Raw genomic sequence first — 18,697 nt, forward strand, 5'->3', positions numbered from 1 at the left:
GACGTGTCTCCCGGTTCTCAAGCTGACGGGTTGGGTAGGGCGACGGGCGAGGCGGAACGCCCCGCGCGGCGCCGGGCGGCGGGGTCGCGCACCAGGGGGCCGATGGCGACGAGGGTCGCGAACAGCAGCGCGATCTCGAGGTGGTAGACCATGAGATAGCCGGTGGAGGGCTGGTTCATCCCCTCCCCCAGGGCGCCGGAGGTGGCGAGGTACGAACCGAGATCGCGCAGGATGCCGCTCGCCGCGATGGCGACACCGGCGGCACTCGCCTGCACGGCGCCCCAGGCGCCGAGCGCCAGCCCCGTCTCCTCCGGGCCCGCCTTGGCCATCGAGGCCGTGAGGGTGCCGTGGGCGAACAGGCCGCCGCCGAGGCCGATGAGGGTGACGCCCAGCGCGAAGAGGGGAATGGAGTTCAGGGGAGCGGCGAAGATCACGGCCGAGAAGGCGAGGATACCGACACCGGAGCCCGCCGCCGCCACCCGGAACGCGTCGCCGCCCCGGCCGAGCCAGCGTGCGGCCAGCAGCAGGCCGAGGCCGCCGCCGGCCGCCAGCATCGCGGTGAGCGCCGTGGTCGCCGCCACCGGCAGGTGGAGGATCTGCCCGCCATAGGGCTCCAGCAGGATGTCCTGCATGGAGAAGGCGGCGGTGCCGAGCCCCGTGGCGACGAGGCGCCGGCGGGCGAGGCCGTTGTTGGCGTAGGCCGCCCAGGATTGCGAGAAGGTCTGGCGCGGCGCGCGCTTGTCGGTGCGCGACGGATCGCGCGCCTCCTGCTTCCACAGGGCGATGCCATTGAGCACGATGGTGACGACGGCCGCGCCCTGGATCACCTTGATGAGGCGGAGCGCCGAGAAATCGGCGAGCAGCAAGCCGAACACCACGGCGCTGACCAGCATGCCGAGGAGGAGCATCACGCAGAGCAGCGCCACCACCTTCGGGCGGACATGGGCGGGCGCGAGGTCGGTGGCCAGCGCCAGGCCCACGGTCTGGGTGGTGTGGAGGCCGGCGCCGACGAGGACGAAAGCCAGGGCGGCCGCCACATGGCCCGGCCAAGTCGGCCCGGTGGTGTCGCCCGACAGGATGAGGAGGGCGAACGGCATGATGGCGAGCCCGCCGAACTGCAGCAGGGTGCCGAACCAGATGTAGGGCACCCGACGCCAGCCGAGCACCGAGCGGTGAGTGTCGGAGCGGAAGCCCACCAGCGCCCGGAACGGGGCGAAGACCAGGGGCAGCGACAGCATCACGGCGACGATCCAGGCCGGCACTTCGAGCTCGACGATCATCACCCGGTTGAGGGTGCCGATGAGGAGCACGGCGGCCATGCCGACGGTGACCTGGAACAGGGCCAGACGCAGCAGGCGCCCCATGGGCAGCTCGACGGTGGCCGCATCCGCGAACGGCAGGATGCCGGGTCCGAGCTTCATGAAGCCCCGGGCCATGGTCTCGCCGAGGCGGGTCATGGCGTCCCCCTCCCCGGCGACGTGCGGGTCAGCTCGAAGGCCTGCGACAGGTAGAAGCCGCTGTTGACCCGGTGCGTCCGGGCGAGCCCGAATCCGGAGAGCACCGGTTCTGCGGCGACCCGGCGGCGCAGGGTCCTCTCCGCCACCGGCACGATGGCGGGCGCCCGGTCGGCGCGGGGAAAGGCGCGGCCGGCCCAGTGCATGAGGGTGAGCAGCGGCGTGCGCGGGGCCACGGTGAACACCACGGAGCCGTCGGTGCGCAGGGACAGTTCGGCGAGCGCCCGGACGATGTCGGGGGTGGCGTAGTGGATCAGGGAATCCATCGCAACGACGTGGTCGAAGCGGCCGAGCCAGGGATCGAGCATATCGCCGACGCGAAAGTCGATGCGGGCGGCTTCGGGGACTTCGGCGAGGCGCTCGCGGGCAAGGCCGACGAGGGTCGGCGAGACGTCGATGGCCACCACCTCGGCGCCACGGCGCGCCGCCTCGATGCTGAGCGCTCCGGTGCCGCAGCCGGCGTCGAGGACGCGCCGGCCGGTGAGGTCTTCCGGCAGCCAGGACAGGAGGTTCGCCCGCATGGCGTCGCGCCCGGCCCGCACGGTGGCGCGGATCTTCGACACCGGCGCGTCGGAGGTGAGGCGCGCCCAGGCGTCGACGGCGGTGCGGTCGAAGTAGGTGGTGAGCTGCGAGCGGCGGGTCGCGTAGCTGGTCATGGCGCGCCCTCCCCTCAATCGAAGCCGAGGAACTCGAACAGGTCGCGGTCCTTCATCGGGAGCGCGGCCAGGGGCTTGCCGCCGGCCCAAAGATGGGCGGCCAGCCGCATGTACTCGTCGGTGACGGCGATGAGCTCGGGCGTCGGCTCCATCTCGAACAGGGTCGATTTCTTGAGGCGCGAGCGGCGCACCACGTCGAGGTCGGGGAAGTGCGCGATGCGCTCCAGGCCGACGGCGGCGTTGAAGCGGTCGATCTCGTCGGTCTTGGCCGAGCGGTTTGCGATGACGCCGCCGAGGCGGACGTTGTAATTCTTCGACTTCGCGTGGATCGCCGCGACGATGCGGTTCATGGCGAAGATCGAATCGAAGTCGTTGGCGGTGACGATGAGCGCCTGGTCGGCGTGCTGGAGCGGCGAGGCGAAGCCGCCGCAGACCACGTCGCCGAGCACATCGAAGATCACCACATCGGTGTCTTCCAGAAGATGATGCTCCTTGAGGAGCTTGACCGTCTGGCCGACGACGTAGCCGCCGCAGCCCGTACCGGCGGGCGGGCCGCCGGCCTCGACGCACATGACGCCGTTGTAGCCTTCCGCCACGAAGTCCTCGATGCGCAGTTCCTCGGAGTGGAACTGCACCGCCTCCAGGGCATCGATCACGGTGGGTGCCAACCGCTTCGTCAGCGTGAAGGTCGAGTCGTGCTTCGGGTCGCAGCCGATCTGGAGGACGCGCTTGCCGAGCTTCGAGAACGCCACCGAGAGGTTCGACGAGGTGGTGGACTTGCCGATGCCGCCCTTGCCGTAGACGGCGAACACCTTGGCGGTGCCGATCTTGAGGTTCGGGTCGAGTTCGACCTGAACGCTTCCTTCAGACTGCCGCGACGCGACCGGGTTCCGGATGGCGATGTTCATGCTGCGACCCCTGCGGTGATGCCTTCGAGACGGTCTTCGAGCTCGTCGCCGGCCTCGCGCAAGGCGTCGAGCATGGCGGCGTCGGGCTGCCAGAAACCGCGTTCGTGTGCCTCGATCAGGCGGTTGGCGACCTTGGCCGACGCCGTCGGATTGAGGGCCGCCATGCGTTCGCGCATGGCCGGATCGAGGACGAAGGTGGCGGTGATCTCGCGGTAGACCCACGGATCGACCTGCGCGGTGGTGGCCGACCAGCCCATGGTGTTGGTGACGTGGGTCTCGATCTGGCGCACGCCCTCGTAGCCGTGGGCGAGCATGCCCTCGTACCATTTCGGGTTGAGGATGCGGGTGCGGGTCTCGATGGCGACCTGCTCGTTGAGGGAGCGGACGCAGCCCTCGCCCCGGGTCTGGTCGCCGATATAGACCGGTGCCTCGACCCCGCCTTTCGCCCGCTTCACCGCCCGGCTGATGCCGCCGAGCGTATCGAAGTAATGGTCCACGGTGGTGACGCCGAGTTCCACGGAATCGAGGTTCTGGTAGGCGAGATCGACGTCGGCGAGCACGCTCTTCAGGAGCGCGGAATGCTGCACCGGGCGCCCGTCGCGGCCATAGGCGAAGCCCTTGCGCCGGGAGTAGGTCTCGGCGAGTTCGTCTTCCGCGTCCCAGCGGCCGTTCTCGACGAGGTGGTTGACGTTGGAGCCGTAGGCGCCCTCGGCGTTGCCGAAGACCCGGAGTGCGGCCGTCTCGAAGTCGCCGCCGTGGACGCGCTGGTATTCGAGGGTGTGGAGGCGGACGAAGTTCCGCTCCACCGGCTCGTCGGCCGAGGCCGCGAGCAGGCAGGCCTCGGCCAGCAACTTGATCTGCAGGGGCAGCAGGTCGCGAAAGATGCCCGAGAGGGTGACCACCACGTCGATGCGCGGTCGGCCGAGCTCTTCGAGGGGGATGAGTTCGGCGCCGGCGAGCCGGCCGTAGCCGTCGAAGCGGGGCCGGGTGCCGAGCAGCGCCAGGACCTGGGCGATGGGGCCGCCCTCGTTCTTGAGGTTGTCCGTGCCCCACAGCACGATGGCGATGGAGCGCGGCAGGGGCAGGCCGTCGGCGCGGTGGCGGTCGAGGAGGCGCTCGGCTTGGGCGGCGCCGTCCTGGACCGCGAAGGCGCTGGGGATGCGGAAAGGATCGAAGCCGTGGAGGTTGCGCCCCGTCGGCAGGATCGCCGGGGTACGCAGGAGGTCGCCGCCGGGGGCGGGGCGGATGAAGCGGGCATCGAGCGCCCGCAGGAGGGCGGGGATCTCGTGGTCCTGCCCGAGCAGCGCGTCGGTGGCCCCGAGCTCGCGAAGGATGGCGAGGTCGGCCGCCCGCGGGATCGGACTGCCGGCCCTTAGGGCGGCCTCCGGGCTCGCCCCCGCCACCAGGGCGGCGACGCTGGCGCGCTCCAGCCGGACCCCGTGGATGGAATCCGCCATGGCGATGAGCATGTCGACCCGCGCTTCCGTCGAGAGCGGCGCGCCGACCACGTGGAGGCCGTGGGGGATCAGGGTGTATTCGAGGTCCAGCACCGCGCGGCCGATGCGGGCGATCTCGGCCCCGGAGTCGGTCCAGGCCGGTTCGGCCGGGGAGAGTTCCACCAGGGCGGCCTGCGCCTGGATCAGGGTGGCGAGGTCGCCGCGCTCACGGTTTGATTCCGGATCCAGGCCGCGCCAGCGCTCGATGGAGCCCTTGAGGTCGACGAGGCCGCGATAGAGCCCCGCATGGGCGATGGGCGGAGTGAGGTAGCTGACCAGGGTCGCGGCCGAGCGGCGCTTGGCGAGTGCTCCCTCGGAGGGGTTGTTGGCGGCGTAGAGGTAGATGTTGGGCACGTCGCCGATGAGGCGGTCGGGCCAGTCGGCGGCCGAGAGGCCGGTCTGGCGGCCGGGCATGAATTCGAGCGCGCCGTGGGTGCCGAAATGGATCAGGGCGTGGGCTTTGAAGTCCTCGCGCAGCCAGCGGTAGAAGGCGCAGAACGCGTGGGTCGGCGCGAACCCCTTCTCGAACAGGAGCCGCATCGGATCGCCCTCGTAGCCGAAGGCGGGCTGGATGCCGACGAAGACGTTGCCGAACTGGGCGCCGAGCACGAAGATCGAGGCGCCGTCCGATTGCTGCCGGCCCGGAGCCGGCCCCCACTGTGCCTCGATCTCGGCGAGGTGGCGCTCGCGCCGCACATGGGTGTCGGTGGGGATGCGGGTGTGGACATTGGCGGTGGCCCCGAACCGGGCCGCGTTGCCCGTGACCACGGCTTCGCGGAGCGCCGCGACGTCGCCCGGCACCGCGACGTCGTAGCCCGCCGCCTTCATGGCCACGAGGGTGTGGTGAAGGGATTCGAACACCGACAGGTAGGCGGCTGTGCCGGTGTTGCCGGCGTTGGGCGGAAAATTGAACAGCACGAGGCCGATCTTGCGTTCCGCCCGCTCGGAGCGGCGCAGGCGCACGAGGCGTTCGACGCGGGCGGCGAGCATCCCGGCGCGCTCGACGCAGGAATGCATGTCCCGGTCGTCCTCGCCCACGGGGAAGACGCAGGCGACGTGGCAGCCCTGGCAGGGCGCGCCCGATTTGTCGGACCGGCCGCCGAACACCATCGGTCCGGTGGCGCCGTCGAGTTCGGGGATCGCCACCATGATGGTGGCTTCCACCGGCAGCAGCCCGCGGTCGGAGGCGCCCCATTGCTCCAGGGTCTGCAATTCGGCCGGATGGGCGGCGATGTAGGGCACGTCGAGGCGGGCCAGGATGTCCTGGGCGGCGGCCGCGTCGTTGTAGGCCGGGCCGCCGACGAGGGAGAAGCCGGTGAGCGAGACAAGGGCGTCGATGGCCGGCACGCCATCCTTCAGGAAGTAGCGCTCGATGGCCGGGCGCGCGTCGAGGCCACTGGCGAAGGCGGGGATCACCGCGAGGCCGCGTGCCTCCAGGGCGGCGATGACCCCGTCGTAATGGGCGGCGTTGTCCGCCAGCATGTACGAGCGCAGGCCGAGCACGCCGACGGTGCCGCGGTTCCCCCGACCCTGGTGACCCGGCAGCGCGCCGGCATCCTCGCCCATCCGGCCGGGCAGGCGCGGATGGTAGACGCCGACCTCGGGGTACTCGACGGGCGGGCTGGCCTTGAGGGTGCCGCGATAGATCCGGCGCGGACCGTCGGCGTAGCGGTCCACCAGGGCGCGGATCATGTTGAGGACGTTCTCGTCCGAGCCCGCGAGCCAGTATTGCAGGGTGAGGAAGTAGGCCCGCACGTCCTGGGCGGTGCCGGGGATGAAGCGCAGGATCTTGGGCAGGCGCTTGAGCATCTTCATCTGCTCGGCGCCCGAACTGGCGGCACGCGTCTTCGGCGAGCCGCGCAGGCGCTTCAGCAGCGCCATCGGCCCGGTCTGGCTGCCGTCCATGCTGAAGGCGCCGATGCGAGTGAGCCGGGTGGCCGGTGTCGCGCTCATCATGCAGACGAGGGCGTCGCAGTTGGCACGCCGGGCCGCGAGATCGGCCAGGACCGGCTGGAAATGGTCCTCCATGAACAGCATCGCGCAGAGCAGGATGTCGGCCGTGGCGATGTCGGCCCGGCAGCGCGCGAGCTTCTCGGGGTCGGTGCTGAACTCGGTGGCCGCGTGCAGGACGATGGAGAGGCCCGGGGCCTCGCGGCGCAGGATCCTGCCCGCCCGCTCGACGGAACTGGCGAGATGCGTGTCCATCGTCACGATGACGACACGCATGGGAATGGCCTCAGCGGCCGAAATGCGCTTTTGCATCGTACAACGTCTCGACGGTGATGCGGGACAGGGCGCGCTCGCGGGCGAACCGCTCGGTGTTGGCGCGGGCCTTGCCGCGCACGAAGAACGGGATCTTCTTCAGTTCCTTCTCGGCCGAAGCCTCCCAGGCGGCCGGTGCGTCGTCGGGAGCCGAGGTCTGCGGTGGCGTGTCGATCACCGGGGCGGCGGGCTCCGGTGCCTCGGGCACGGAGGGGGCCGTTCCGTGTCGTGTGAGATGCGAGGGCGCGGCGCCGTCGTGGAACTCGGCATCCTCGCGGAACATGCCGAGGAGGTGCTCCTCCAGTCCCATCATCAGGGGGTGGACGAGGGTGTCGAACAGGACGTTGGCGCCCTCGAACCCCATCTGCGGCGAGTGCCGGGCGGGAAAGTCCTGTACGTGGATCGGGGCCGAGATCACCGCGCAGGGCACGCCCAAGCGCTTGGCGATATGGCGCTCCATCTGGGTGCCCAGGACCAATTCGGCCTGGGCGGCCTGAATCGCCGCCTCGACGTCGAGGTAGTCGTCGGTGATCGTCGCCTCGATGCCGTGGAGTGCGGCTTCCGCCCGCACCTCCCGGGCGAATTCGCGGGTGTAGGTGCCGAGTCCCACGACCTTGAAGCCGAGTTCCGCCGCCGCGACCCGCGCGATGGCCAGCGTGTGGGTGGCATCGCCGAAGATGAAGACCCGCTTTCCCGTGAGGTAGGTCGAATCGACGGAGCGCGAGTACCACGGCAGACGCGAGGGGGCGCCGGCAAGGACAGGGGCCGGATCGACGTTCGCCAGCGCCGCCACCTCCTCGACGAATCGGATCGTGGCCCCGACCCCGATGGGCACGGTCTCGACCAGGGGCTGGCCGAAGGTCTTCTGGAGGTGCTGGGCCGCCGCGCGGGCGATCTCGGGATAGAGCACCACGTTGAAGTCCGCCGCCGACAGGCGTCCGAGATCGGCCGGGCTGGCGCCCCACGGGGCGACGACGTTCACGTCGATGCCGAGGGCGCCCAGGAGCTTCTCGATCTCGACGAGGTCGTCGCGATGGCGGAAGCCGAGCGCCGTCGGACCCAGGATATTGCAGAGCGGGCGCCGGCCCGCGCGCGGTGCGGGCTCGGCCTTGGGGCCGGCGAGCGCCCGCACCAGCCGATAGAAGGTCTCGGAGGCGCCCCAGTTCTCCTTCTTCTGGTAGGCCGGCAGCTCGAGGGGGATCACCGGGATCGGCAGGTCGAGGGCACGGGCAAGGCCGCCCGGATCGTCTTGGATCAGTTCGGCCGTGCACGAGGCGCCGACGATCATCGCCTCGGGCTGGAACCGGGCATAGGCCTCCGACACGGCGTTCTGGAAGATCGCGGCGGTGTCGGCGCCCAGATCGCGCGCCTGGAAGGTGGTGTAGGTCACCGGCGGGCGGGCGTCGCGCCGCTCGATCATGGTGAACAAGAGGTCGGCGTAGGTGTCGCCCTGGGGGGCGTGCAGCACGTAGTGCAGGCCCCGCATGGCGGTGGCGACCCGCATGGCGCCGATATGGGGCGGTCCCTCGTAGGTCCAGAGCGTCAGCTGCATGGTCCTAGACCTCCAGCCGGGTGCGGCGAACGAGGGGGCGGGCGAACAGCTCGGCGAGGTCACCGGCCTGGTCGTAGCCCTGGATCGGGGTGAACAGCAGCTCGATGGACCACTTGGTGGCGAGCCCCTCGGCCTCCAGCGGGTTGGCGAGGCCGAGGCCGCACACGGTGAGGTCCGGCCGGGCCGCGCGACAGCGGTCCATCTGCGCGTCGAGGCTCTGACCCTCCACGACCTCGGTGCCCGCCGGCAGCAGGGCGAGTTCCGGGGCCATGTGGCCGCGATGCAGGTAGGGCGTTCCGACCTCGATGAGCGTGGCGCCCATTTCCCGCGACAGGAAGCGGGCGAGCGGTAGCTCGAGCTGGGAATCGGGGAAGAAGAACACCCGGCGGCCCCCGAGCAGCGCTCGATAGGGCGCGAGCGCCCGCTCGGCCCGGCGCAGGCCCGGCGCCGTGGCTTCGGCGAAGCGCCGGGGATCGACTCCGAACGCGTCGGCCGCGGCCCGCAGCCATGCGGTGGTGCCCTCGGCCCCGAGGGGGAACGGGGCGGGCAGCCGGGTCGCGCCGCGCGCTTCGAGCGCCCGTGCGGTGTCGGCAAGGAAGGGCTGGGCCAGCAGGATGCGGGTGTTCGGCCCAACGGCCGGCATCGCGCCCGCCCGCCGCGCGGGCAGGAAGGCGACGTGCTCCAGGCCCATCTCGGCAAACAGGCGAGCGAACTGGTCCTCCACCACATCCGCGAGGGCGCCGACGACGAGGAGCGAGGGGACGGCCTCGGCCTCCGTACGCGGCAGTTCGGGGACGAGGGCTGCGAGGCACGCATCCTCGCCCTGCGTGAACGTCGTCTCGATGCCGCTGCCGGAATAGCTCAGCACCCGCACGTCCGGACTGAGGCTCTGCGACAGGCGCTGGGCGGCGCGGGGCAGATCGAGCTTGATCACCTCGGAGGGGCACGAGCCCACGAGGAACAGGAGCCGGATGTCCGGCCGGCGCTCGATGAGGCGGCGGGTGACCCGGTCGAGCTCCTCGTTCATGTCGGCGAGGCCGGCGAGATCGCGCTCGTCGATGATGGCGGTGGCGAAGCGCGGCTCGGCGAAGATCATGACGCCTGCGGCCGACTGGATGAGGTGGGCGCAGGTGCGCGAGCCGACCACGAGGAAGAACGCGTCCTGGATCTTGCGGTGCAGCCAGACGATGCCCGTGAGCCCGCAGAACACCGCGCGCTGCCCGCGTTCCTGGCGGATGGTGACGCCGCAGCCCGCATCGGCCGTGGGGATCGGAGCGTGGGCGTTCATCGGGCGCCCTCCGCGGCGAGGCGGGCGGCGGGTCCGGCATCGAGACGCGCGGCCCGCAGCTTCAGGAGGAACTGCGTCGCGTTGATCGCGTAGGAGCCATAGGCGGCAAGCGCCAGAAGCATCAGGCCGTTGGTCTCGATCCAGCCCGTCGCCAGGGCCACGAGGTAGGCGCTGTGCAGGGCCAGCACCAGCATGCTGACCATGTCTTCCCAGTAGAAGGCCGGGGCGAACAGGTAGCGTCCGAAGACGACTTTCTCCCAGATCGAGCCCGTGACCATGATCGCGTAGAGGAGCCCCGTCTTGGCGACGATCGAGACATTGGCCGCAAAAGCCCCCTCGCCCGTGGCCAGGGTGCGCAGGACGAGGGCGAGGCTGACCAGGAACACGAGAAATTGAAGCGGGGCCAGAATGCCTTGGACAAGGGTCCAGGCCGTGGCGTCGCGGCGCGCCCTTTGCTGCGCGTCGTAGAGAGGCTGTCTGTGCCGGCCCTCTCTCTGGCTCATCGCCCGCGCCCCTGTTCCACCCGTCCGACCCCTCACAGGGGGGTCGCTGAGGGGAGGTTAGGAACGGCCAGGACGAGTGTCAAGCTGGCTTTACGTCAATGGAGATTTACTGATTGAATGCAGAATAGTTACAGCTTTGGGATTGTCAAAATGGTTCCGAAGCGTATCGTCGCGGCCTGCACCGACACGGCCACGGTCGCTGTCGAGGGTTTGAGAAGCCGCCGAAAAGACGTGCTTGAGGACGCGGAAGCTCGACGATCAAGATCGTAGCGAAGCAAGAATGCCGTCAGCGACATTGGGAGATTCCAATGGATGAGATGAGGCAGTCCGTTGAGGGCTTCGCTTACGAGGGATCTGGCGGCGACATGCCGGATCTCTGTCGATCGAGCCTCGAGTCCAGGCTCAGCCGCGTCGCCCAAGGGGGACACTGGGGCGATGAGCTCGCGCGCCTCGTCGAAGCGGAGATCATTCCCCGCCTGATGATCGTTCACCGGCCAGAGCCGCGCGGTGAAGTATGTAGTATATTGCCTAGCGCTGAGCAGATCGAGACCTTTAGCACGCTCATGCTCGCACCCGCGGGCGACGCCGTGGAGGCTCGGATCGCAGCGCTGATCGAAGAGGGGCTCACGCCCGAAAGCCTACTCCTCGACCTCCTGGCGCCGACCGCACGCCACCTCGGCGTCCTCTGGGAAGAGGACCTGTGCGATTTCGCCGAAGTGACCGTGGCCATGGGCCGGCTGCAGCGGATCATGCACGAAGTCACCCGGCGCTTCGGCGGCGAGACCCCGCAGCACCGGCACGGGCGCAGCATCCTTCTGTTGCCGTGCCCGGGCGAGATGCACAGCTTCGGTCTCGCCGTGGTCGAGCAGTTCTTCCGCGATGCCGGCTGGGACGTCACCAGCACCGCGCGCGATCCTGAGGGCGACCCCTTCGCGCGGGTGCGGACCACATGGTTCGATGTCATCGGCCTGTCCCTGGCCTGCGAGGCGCTGCTGCCGAGTCTGAACGACGCCGTCGCCGGCCTGCGGCGGAATTCGCAGAATCGTGGGGTTCGTGTCATGGTCGGTGGACCGGTCTTCACGGCCGCTCCGGATTCCTGCAAATGCGTTGGTGCGGATGCAACCGCAGGTGACGCTCGCCAAGCGATCAGCATCGCCGAAAGCTTGCTTGATCTTCCGGCCAGACCCTGCTGAAAGACCCGCCCGACCACATTACCACGTGGTGCACCTTGAATAGCCTGGCGCTTCCAGCCGCGAGCGACGCGTTCGCGGCGCTTCACAAAACCCTCGGCCCCCTCGACGCTCAAGCCGCCGGGCTCCTCGTCGCGGCCGCGACGGATCTGTCCCTCGTCGTCGACGGTGAAGGCGTGATCTGCGACGCGGCCTTCGGCAGTAGCGATCTCGTGGGCGAGGGCTGCGAGACCTGGCTCGGCCAGCGCTGGGCCGATACCGTCACCATCGAGAGTCGGCCCAAGATCGCTGCCTTGCTGAAGGATGCGCAACCGGGTTCCGTGACCCGCTGGCGGCAGGTCAATCACATGTCGGCCAAGGGCATCGATCTGCCCGTGCGCTACGCCGCCATGCGCCTGAAGAGCGACGGCCCGGTCATCGTCATCGGGCGGAACCTGCGGGCGATGGCCTCGCTCCAGCGCACCCTGGCCGAGACCCAGCAGGCCCTCGAACGCGACTACCTGCGCATGCGCGGAGCCGAGACGCGCTACCGACTGCTGTTCCAACTCGGCGCCGAACCGGTTCTGGTGGTCGATGCGTCGACCCGTCGGGTCACCGAGGTCAATCCGGCCGCCGCACGCCTGCTCGGCAAGGCCGACAAGCGCATCGTCGGCCACGATGCCGTGGACTTGTTCGACGCGACCAGCACCCGCGACCTCGAATCGCTGTTCGCCGGCCTGCGGGTCACGGGCCAGGCGGGCGATCTCGATGCCCGTCTGGGCAATGCGCGCGGCGCCGTGCGGCTCTCCGCCTCCCTGTTCCGGCAGGAGAGTGCGACGAGCGTCCTCCTGCGTCTCACGCCCGACGCGAATCATGCCTCCGAGGCCGGACCGAGTCGCTCCAGTGCCGGCACCTTCGACGTTCTCCACAACCTGCCCGAGGGGTTCGTGGTCACGGATCCAGCGCGGCGCATCCTCGCGGCCAATCCGGCATTCCTCGATCTGGCGCAGCTCGCCACGGAGGAGCAGGTGCGGGGCGAGCCCCTCGACCGCTGGCTCGGGCGCGAGGAGACCGAGGCCGCCGCCCTGTTCGCGACGCTGGTCCAACACGGCTCCGTCCGGCACTATGCGACGAGCTTTCGCGGCGAGTACGGGGCCGTGGAGGATGTCGAGGTGGCCGCCGTCTCGGTCCCGGGTGGTGCGCAGCCCTGCCTCGGTTTCACCATTCGCAGCGCCCCGCGACGCACGACGCCGGTGGCGTCCGGTGGCCGCGAACTGCCGCGCTCCGTCGAGCAGATGACCGAACTCGTCGGGCGGGTCTCGATGAAGAACCTCGTGCGGGAATCCACCGATCTCATCGAGCGTCTGTGCATCGAAGCGGCCCTGCGCATCACACGCGACAATCGCGCCTCCGCGGCGGAGATGCTCGGCCTCAGCCGGCAGGGCCTCTACGCCAAGCTGCGCCGCTACGGGATCGGGGACCTCGACGGACCGGATACCACCGACGAGGCGTGAGCGCTCCGGCACCGGAATCGTGATGCCGAGTGTGTAAATCAAACTTGACACCGATCGGTGTCGGTCACTAGCGTTCCCGGGTGGTGTCGGCCTCGGCCGACGTGCCGATGGCGCCAGGGAGGCCGGTGGATGGCACCGTTCGCATTCAGTTGGTGGCAGATCGTTCGCCTGGGCTTGGTCCAGACCGCGCTCGGTTCGGTGGTCGTCCTGATGACCTCGACCATCAACCGCGTGATGGTGGTGGAACTCGCCCTGCCGGCCATCGTCCCCGGCGGCCTCGTCGCCCTCCACTACGCCGTCCAGATTCTCCGGCCGCGCTGGGGCTACGGTTCCGATGTGCACGGCCGTCGTACCCCATGGATCGTCGGCGGCATGGCCGCCCTGGCACTCGGCGGATTCGGCGCCGCCGTGGCCACGGCCCTCGCCGAGACGCATCAGACGGCCGGTCTCGCCCTCGCGGTGCTGTCCTTCCTCACCGTCGGCATGGGGGCGGGCGCGGCCGGCACCTCGCTCCTCGTTCTCCTCGCCACCGGGGTCGAGGACCGGCGCCGGGGGGCGGCCGCCACCGTCGTCTGGGTGATGATGATCGCGGGCTTCGCCATCACCGCACCGCTCGCCGGCCATTTCCTCGATCCGTTCTCCGGTGCGCGCCTCGTCGCCGTTTCCGGCACGGTTTCGGCCATCGCCTTCTGCGTCGCGGCCCTGGCCGTGCGCGGTGTCGAGCCCGTCGTGGCGGCCCGCGACACGCGGGACGCAACGACGAAGAAGCCGTTCCGGGCGGTGCTCGCCCAGGTGTGGGCCGAGCCGGCTTCGCGGCGCTTCACAGTGTTCATCTTCGTCGCCATGCTCGCTTACAGCGCGCAGGAGCTCATCCTCGAACCCTTCGCCGGCCACGTATTCGCGATGACGCCTGGGGGAACCACCAAACTCGCGGGGCTCCAGCACGGCGGCGTGCTCGCCGGCATGCTTCTGGTGGCCGGGCTCACCATGGGGATCGGCGGCCCCGTCCTCGGCTCCCTCAAGGTGTGGACGACGCTCGGGTGCGTCGGCTCGGCGGCGGCACTCCTCGCCATCGCGGGCGGCGGTCTCGTCGGCCCGGACTTCCCGCTGCGCACCGCCGTGTTCGCCCTCGGGCTCGCCAACGGCGCCTTCGCGGTGGCCGCCATCGGGTCGATGATGGGGCTCGCCGGAGCCGGCGGCGAGGCCGAGCGCGGCACCCGGATGGGCGTGTGGGGCGCCGCGCAAGGCGTCGCCTTCGGTGCCGGTGGCTTTCTCGGCACCGTGGCGGTGGACGCAGCCCGCCTCGTCCTGCCGCCGGTTCAGGCCTATGCCGGCGTGTTCGCGGCCGAGGCCGCACTGTTCCTCGTCGGCGCAGCCCTCGCCCTGCGCGTCGCCCACACCCCGGCCGCGCGCCGCGCGCCCCGCTCCGATCACGCCCCCTTCGCGCCGAGCCTGTCCACGAGGTGACGTCCATGTTCAGCATGTCCGAGCCGGAAACCTTCGACGTGGTGGTGGTGGGCGGCGGTCCCGCCGGGGCCACGGCCGCCACCGATCTCGCCCGGGCGGGACGGCGGGTCCTCCTTCTCGACAAGCCGGGCCGGATCAAGCCGTGCGGCGGTGCGATCCCGCCGCGCCTGATCCGCGACTTCGCGATCCCCGACGATCTGCTGGTGGCCAAGGTCCGCTCCGCCCGGATGATCTCGCCGAAGGACCAGCGGGTGGACATGCCGATCGGCGACGGCTTCGTCGGCATGGTCGATCGCGAGCATTTCGATCCCTGGCTGCGCAATCGCGCCGTCCTCGCCGGGGCGGACCTGCGCGCGGCAACGTTCGACCGGATCGACCGCGATGCCGAAGGGCTGGCGACGGTCCATTACCGGCAGGGCAACGCGCCGCGCCGGGTGCGAGCCCGCCTCGTGATCGGGGCGGACGGGGCGAGTTCCACGGTGGGGCGGGCCGAGATCCCCGGTCACGCCGCCATGAAACAGGTCTTCGCCTATCACGAGATCGTCCGCCTGCCGCCCGAGGGCGGCGACGTCGAGGCGACGCGCTGCGACGTCTATTATCAGGGGAAGCTCTCGCCCGACTTCTATGCCTGGGTCTTTCCCCACGGCGATACCATCAGCATCGGTACGGGCAGCGCCCGCAAGGGGTTCTCCCTGCGCGGCGCCATCCGCGAATTGCGGGCATCCACGGGTCTCGATGCCGGGCAGACCGTGCGCCGCGAGGGAGCCCCGCTGCCCCTCAAGCCCCTGCGCAAATGGGACAATGGTCGCGACGTGCTGCTGACGGGGGATGCCGCGGGCATCGTCGCCCCGGCCTCGGGCGAGGGCATCTACTACGCGATGCTCGGCGGGCGGCTGGCGGCGGAGGCCGCCGAGCGTTTCCTCGTCACCGGCAAGGCCTCGGCCCTGGCCCTGGCCCGTAAGCGGTTCATGCGCCTGCATGGCCGCATCTTCTTCATCCTGCGCATCATGCAGGGCGTCTGGTATCGCAACGATTCCCTGCGCGAGCGCTTCGTCGCCATCTGCCGCGACAAGGACGTCCAGCAGCTGACCTGGGATTCCTACATGAACAAGGAGCTGGTCCGCGCCAAGCCCGTCGCCCACGTGCGGATCTTCTTCAAGGACCTCGCCCATCTGTTCTGGTGGGTTTCACCGTGATGGAATCCGGCCAGTGGAACTGGACGCCGATCGCCGTGGCGGCGGGCATCGCCCTCGTGGTCGCGGTGGCCGGCGGCGTACTCACCACCATCGGTCCCTGGTACCAAAGCCTGCGCCGCCCGGACTGGAAACCGCCGGATTGGGCGTTCGGGCCGATCTGGACCACGATCTTCACCCTCGCGGCGATCTCGGCCGTCCTGGCCTGGAACGCCGATGCGAGCCCGGAGCGGCGCAGCGCGCTCCTGGTCGCCTACGCGGTCAATGCCGTCCTGAACATCGCCTGGAGCGCGATCTTCTTCCGGATGCGCCGACCCGACTGGGCGCTCGCCGAGGTGGTGCTGCTGTGGCTGTCGATCCTCGCCCTGATCCTCGTGACATTGCGGGTCTCCACCCTCGGAGCTGTGCTCCTCCTGCCCTACCTCGCCTGGGTCGGCATCGCGGCCGTGCTCAACCGCGCCATCGTGCGCCTCAACGGCCCGTTCGGGGCGGCGTGAGGCGATGGCTTGGCTGTTCGCTTCCGGGCACGTCGTCGACGCCATCCTCGTCCTCGTCGCCTGCGAAGCCCTCGTCCTCGTGGCATGGGGGCGCCGGCTCGCCCTGCGCCCCCTCCTGTTCAACCTCGCCTCGGGCGCGGCCCTGATGCTCGCCGTCCGGACGGCGCTGACGGGCGGGCCGTGGTGGACGACTGCCGCGTGCCTGTTCCTCTCGTTCCTGGCGCACGCGACGGAGCTCGGACTGCGTCTGCGAACTGCCACCAAAGCGTGCGCCGCCTGCGGCAACGCACCCGGATCGGCTGGCGGAACAATGCCGAAAACCGTCGCGTTCCCGAGCCATGAGTTAATATAGTTCCAGATTTCTGATCGTGTGGAGAACAGGTGTGATGCATCGCCTCGTCGCCCTCGGCCTCGGCCCTGGCCTTCTCCTATGCTCCGCGATCGAGCCGGCAGCCGCCCAGGATGCCCAGGCCGCGTTGATCAAGCGCGGCGAGTATCTCACCACCGCGGGCGATTGCGTCGCCTGTCATACCGCTCCCGGCGGCAAGCCGTTTGCCGGCAACTATGTCCTCGATACGCCCATCGGCAAGATCCGCACGCCCAACCTGACACCCGACAAGGAGACGGGGCTCGGCAATTGGAGTGCCGACGAGTTCTACCGCGCCTTCCACGACGGCATCACCAAGGACGGATCGTATCTCTACCCGGCGTTCCCCTTCGCCTGGTACACGAAGGTCACCCGGGAGGATGCCGACGCGATCTTCGCCTACCTCCAGTCCCTCGAAGCCGTGCGCGAGGTCCGCAAGCCTTCCGAGATCCCGTTTCCGTTCAACATCCGCACGGCTCTGATCACGTGGCGCACGGCGTTCTTCACGCCGGGGGAGTTCAAGCCCGACCCTGAATCGTCCGCCGAAGTGAACCGGGGCGGCTACCTCGTGGAAGGGTTGGGCCATTGTGGCATGTGTCACAACGCCAACAAGATCGTCGGCAACAGCGGCTTGGCGGGCAAGCTCGGCGGTGGCGTCATCGACGGCTGGTATGCGCCCAACATCACGCCCGACGACCACACGGGCATCGGCGCCTGGACCGATGAGCAGGTGGTGACCTATCTCAAGACCGGAACCGCTCCGGGTGACCGCCCCGGCGTCGCCGCTGGCCCCATGCGCCAGACGATCCAGGAATCCCTGTCCAAGATGACCGATGCCGACCTCAAGGCGATGGTCGCGTATCTGCGCACACAGAAGGCCAAGGAAACCTACAAGACCAAGGATCTCCAGGCTTTCAACGCGGCCGGAGCGCCGGGCGCCGGGACTTACCTGAGCTACTGTTCCTCGTGTCATAAACCGGACGGCAAGGGCGTCGAGGGCGCGATTCCGGCTCTCGCCGGCAACACTTCGGTTCAGGCACAAGGGCCCGAGACGGTGATCCGCGTCATCCTGGGCGGCCTCGCCGCCCAGAACGATTACGCCCCGATGCCCGCCATCGGCGCCGGCATGACCGATGCGGAGGTGGCCGACGTCACCGATTACATCCGCAATGCCTGGGGCAACAGCGCCCCCGTCATCACCGAACGCGGCGTGGTGGCCGCGGCGCGGGAGAAGACGCAGACCATGCTGGCCGGCAGTGCGCCATGCGCCGAGGTCGCGCAGCCCGAGGTCGCCAAGGCCCTCGATGAAGCCGGGGCTGACGAAGCTCTGAAAGGCCTGACGCCGGCCGACTTCATTCCGCGTCTCGACGCTCTCTTGCCCCGCATCAAGGCGGCGGCCCCGGGAGCCAAGGACGACGACATCGTCAACGCGGTCACCACGGCCTTCTGCAAGGCGAGCCGTGACGATCCGGCCTACCGGAAAACCGGCTGGCATGCAGTCATCGGAAGTTTTTCGAATGTCGCCTATAGTCAGATCAAGAATCCAGAGAAGCAGGCTTCGACCCCTGGACCGATTTCTCCCGGAGCGCCCCGTCCGAACTAGACTCGCGACTGCAGCTGGGGGTGGAATTCCATCGAACTTGTTTGCGATCACGGGGCTGTGATCGCAAAGCGTTTGTACGGTATCGCTTCGTAAATCTCTCCCGCTCACTGTGCTTGGTGAGGAGTTCAGCGAAGGACGATGCGCGTGACAGCGAGTGCCGAGAGCGCGACGGAATTGGCGCGGCGCGAAGTGCGCAGCGAAACGAACTGGATCGCGACGATTCGGTTTCGCGACGGCACAGAGGTTCCGTGCACCGTAAAGGACGTATCGAAATCGGGTGCGAAGATCGGCGTTCCGGCGAGTTTGGCGTTGCCGGATGTCTTCATGCTGCGGATCATCGGCCGCGATTTCCTCTGCCTCGTCCGTCTGGCCTGGCGCCGGGGTGATTACGTCGGCGTGCGAATCGAGCGTGTCGGCAAGGTGCCGACGCCGGCCGCCCCGGTGGAGGCGCCGGTGCTTAACCCTACCCCGCCCGTGAACGAGCCGCAGAGCACGCCTTCGTCCGGGGGCCTTCGGCGCGCACGCGGTATCTCGGCGTTCTAGGCTTCTGCCCGCTCGTTTCGAGCCGGATCGCGGATGTGGGTCACGCGCCTTCCGAACATCCGGCCTTCGCATCGTCGAAGCGCTCTACAGCGAAGACGGCACGCCTCACGCGCGAAGGCTCGGCATATCCGACCGCTCCGGTTCCCGGGCCGCGTGAACCGCAGC

At 69.5% G+C, this 18,697-nt stretch carries 15 protein-coding genes; 8 read left to right on the top strand and 7 right to left on the bottom strand.

The features are described 5' to 3' along the window. Positions 1 to 17 precede the first annotated feature (17 nt). Genes ASG60_RS18515 through bchF form a run of 7 tightly spaced genes read right to left on the bottom strand, consistent with a single transcriptional unit; the run spans position 18 to position 10,179 of the window. Positions 18 to 1,457 carry a BCD family MFS transporter gene (locus ASG60_RS18515; RefSeq protein ID WP_056267300.1) on the bottom strand — a complete coding sequence of 480 codons (1,440 nt, stop codon included), beginning with the start codon at positions 1,455 to 1,457 and terminating at the stop codon, positions 18 to 20. Further along, positions 1,454 to 2,170, bottom strand: a complete 717-nt coding sequence (gene bchM, locus ASG60_RS18520; protein WP_056168786.1) for a magnesium protoporphyrin IX methyltransferase — start codon at positions 2,168 to 2,170, stop codon at positions 1,454 to 1,456. The genes ASG60_RS18515 and bchM overlap by 4 nt, the downstream gene beginning before the upstream one ends. Positions 2,171 to 2,184: 14 nt before the next feature. After that, complete coding sequence (gene bchL, locus ASG60_RS18525; protein WP_056168789.1) at positions 2,185 to 3,078, bottom strand: ferredoxin:protochlorophyllide reductase (ATP-dependent) iron-sulfur ATP-binding protein; 894 nt, start codon at positions 3,076 to 3,078, stop codon at positions 2,185 to 2,187. Further along, entirely contained in the window at positions 3,075 to 6,836 is a 3,762-nt protein-coding gene (locus tag ASG60_RS18530; protein ID WP_056387066.1) for a magnesium chelatase subunit H, read from the bottom strand. The genes bchL and ASG60_RS18530 overlap by 4 nt, the downstream gene beginning before the upstream one ends. Next, positions 6,811 to 8,388: a ferredoxin:protochlorophyllide reductase (ATP-dependent) subunit B gene (gene bchB / locus ASG60_RS18535; protein WP_056387071.1), complete on the bottom strand. Its 1,578-nt coding sequence runs from the start codon at positions 8,386 to 8,388 to the stop codon at positions 6,811 to 6,813. Before bchB ends, ASG60_RS18530 begins: the two co-directional genes overlap by 26 nt. A gap of 4 nt (positions 8,389 to 8,392) precedes the next feature. Further along, positions 8,393 to 9,676 (bottom strand): ferredoxin:protochlorophyllide reductase (ATP-dependent) subunit N, encoded by a 1,284-nt coding sequence (locus ASG60_RS18540; RefSeq protein ID WP_056362366.1) that lies wholly within the window; start codon positions 9,674 to 9,676, stop codon positions 8,393 to 8,395. Further along, a complete protein-coding gene (gene bchF, locus ASG60_RS18545; protein ID WP_056387072.1) occupies positions 9,673 to 10,179 on the bottom strand; it encodes a 2-vinyl bacteriochlorophyllide hydratase in 507 nt (168 codons plus the stop codon). The genes ASG60_RS18540 and bchF overlap by 4 nt, the downstream gene beginning before the upstream one ends. Before the next feature lie 308 nt (positions 10,180 to 10,487). Here bchF and ASG60_RS18550 point away from each other — a divergent pair, with 308 nt between their 5' ends. From ASG60_RS18550 to ASG60_RS22245, 8 genes are all read left to right on the top strand, one after another. Then, positions 10,488 to 11,372 (top strand): cobalamin B12-binding domain-containing protein, encoded by an 885-nt coding sequence (locus tag ASG60_RS18550; protein WP_244476712.1) that lies wholly within the window; start codon positions 10,488 to 10,490, stop codon positions 11,370 to 11,372. Between the two features lie 35 nt (positions 11,373 to 11,407). Continuing rightward, positions 11,408 to 12,862 (top strand): transcriptional regulator PpsR, encoded by a 1,455-nt coding sequence (gene ppsR / locus ASG60_RS18555; RefSeq protein WP_082531829.1) that lies wholly within the window; start codon positions 11,408 to 11,410, stop codon positions 12,860 to 12,862. 129 nt (positions 12,863 to 12,991) lie between these two features. Then, positions 12,992 to 14,329 carry a BCD family MFS transporter gene (locus tag ASG60_RS18560; protein ID WP_056387074.1) on the top strand — a complete coding sequence of 446 codons (1,338 nt, stop codon included), beginning with the start codon at positions 12,992 to 12,994 and terminating at the stop codon, positions 14,327 to 14,329. 14 nt (positions 14,330 to 14,343) lie between these two features. Beyond that, positions 14,344 to 15,525, top strand: a complete 1,182-nt coding sequence (locus tag ASG60_RS18565) for a geranylgeranyl diphosphate reductase (protein ID WP_056387200.1) — start codon at positions 14,344 to 14,346, stop codon at positions 15,523 to 15,525. Further along, positions 15,525 to 16,019 carry a TspO/MBR family protein gene (locus tag ASG60_RS18570; protein WP_056168846.1) on the top strand — a complete coding sequence of 165 codons (495 nt, stop codon included), beginning with the start codon at positions 15,525 to 15,527 and terminating at the stop codon, positions 16,017 to 16,019. Before ASG60_RS18565 ends, ASG60_RS18570 begins: the two co-directional genes overlap by 1 nt. A 4-nt stretch (positions 16,020 to 16,023) precedes the next feature. Beyond that, entirely contained in the window at positions 16,024 to 16,371 is a 348-nt protein-coding gene (locus ASG60_RS18575) for a hypothetical protein (protein WP_082479323.1), read from the top strand. A gap of 34 nt (positions 16,372 to 16,405) precedes the next feature. Next, positions 16,406 to 17,989, top strand: a complete 1,584-nt coding sequence (locus tag ASG60_RS18580; protein ID WP_056306627.1) for a cytochrome c — start codon at positions 16,406 to 16,408, stop codon at positions 17,987 to 17,989. Between the two features lie 138 nt (positions 17,990 to 18,127). After that, a complete protein-coding gene (locus ASG60_RS22245) occupies positions 18,128 to 18,532 on the top strand; it encodes a PilZ domain-containing protein (RefSeq protein ID WP_082531830.1) in 405 nt (134 codons plus the stop codon). Positions 18,533 to 18,697: the final 165 nt, after the last annotated feature.

It is taken from the genome of Methylobacterium sp. Leaf469 (genome assembly GCF_001424745.1).
Lineage (GTDB): Bacteria > Pseudomonadota > Alphaproteobacteria > Rhizobiales > Beijerinckiaceae > Methylobacterium.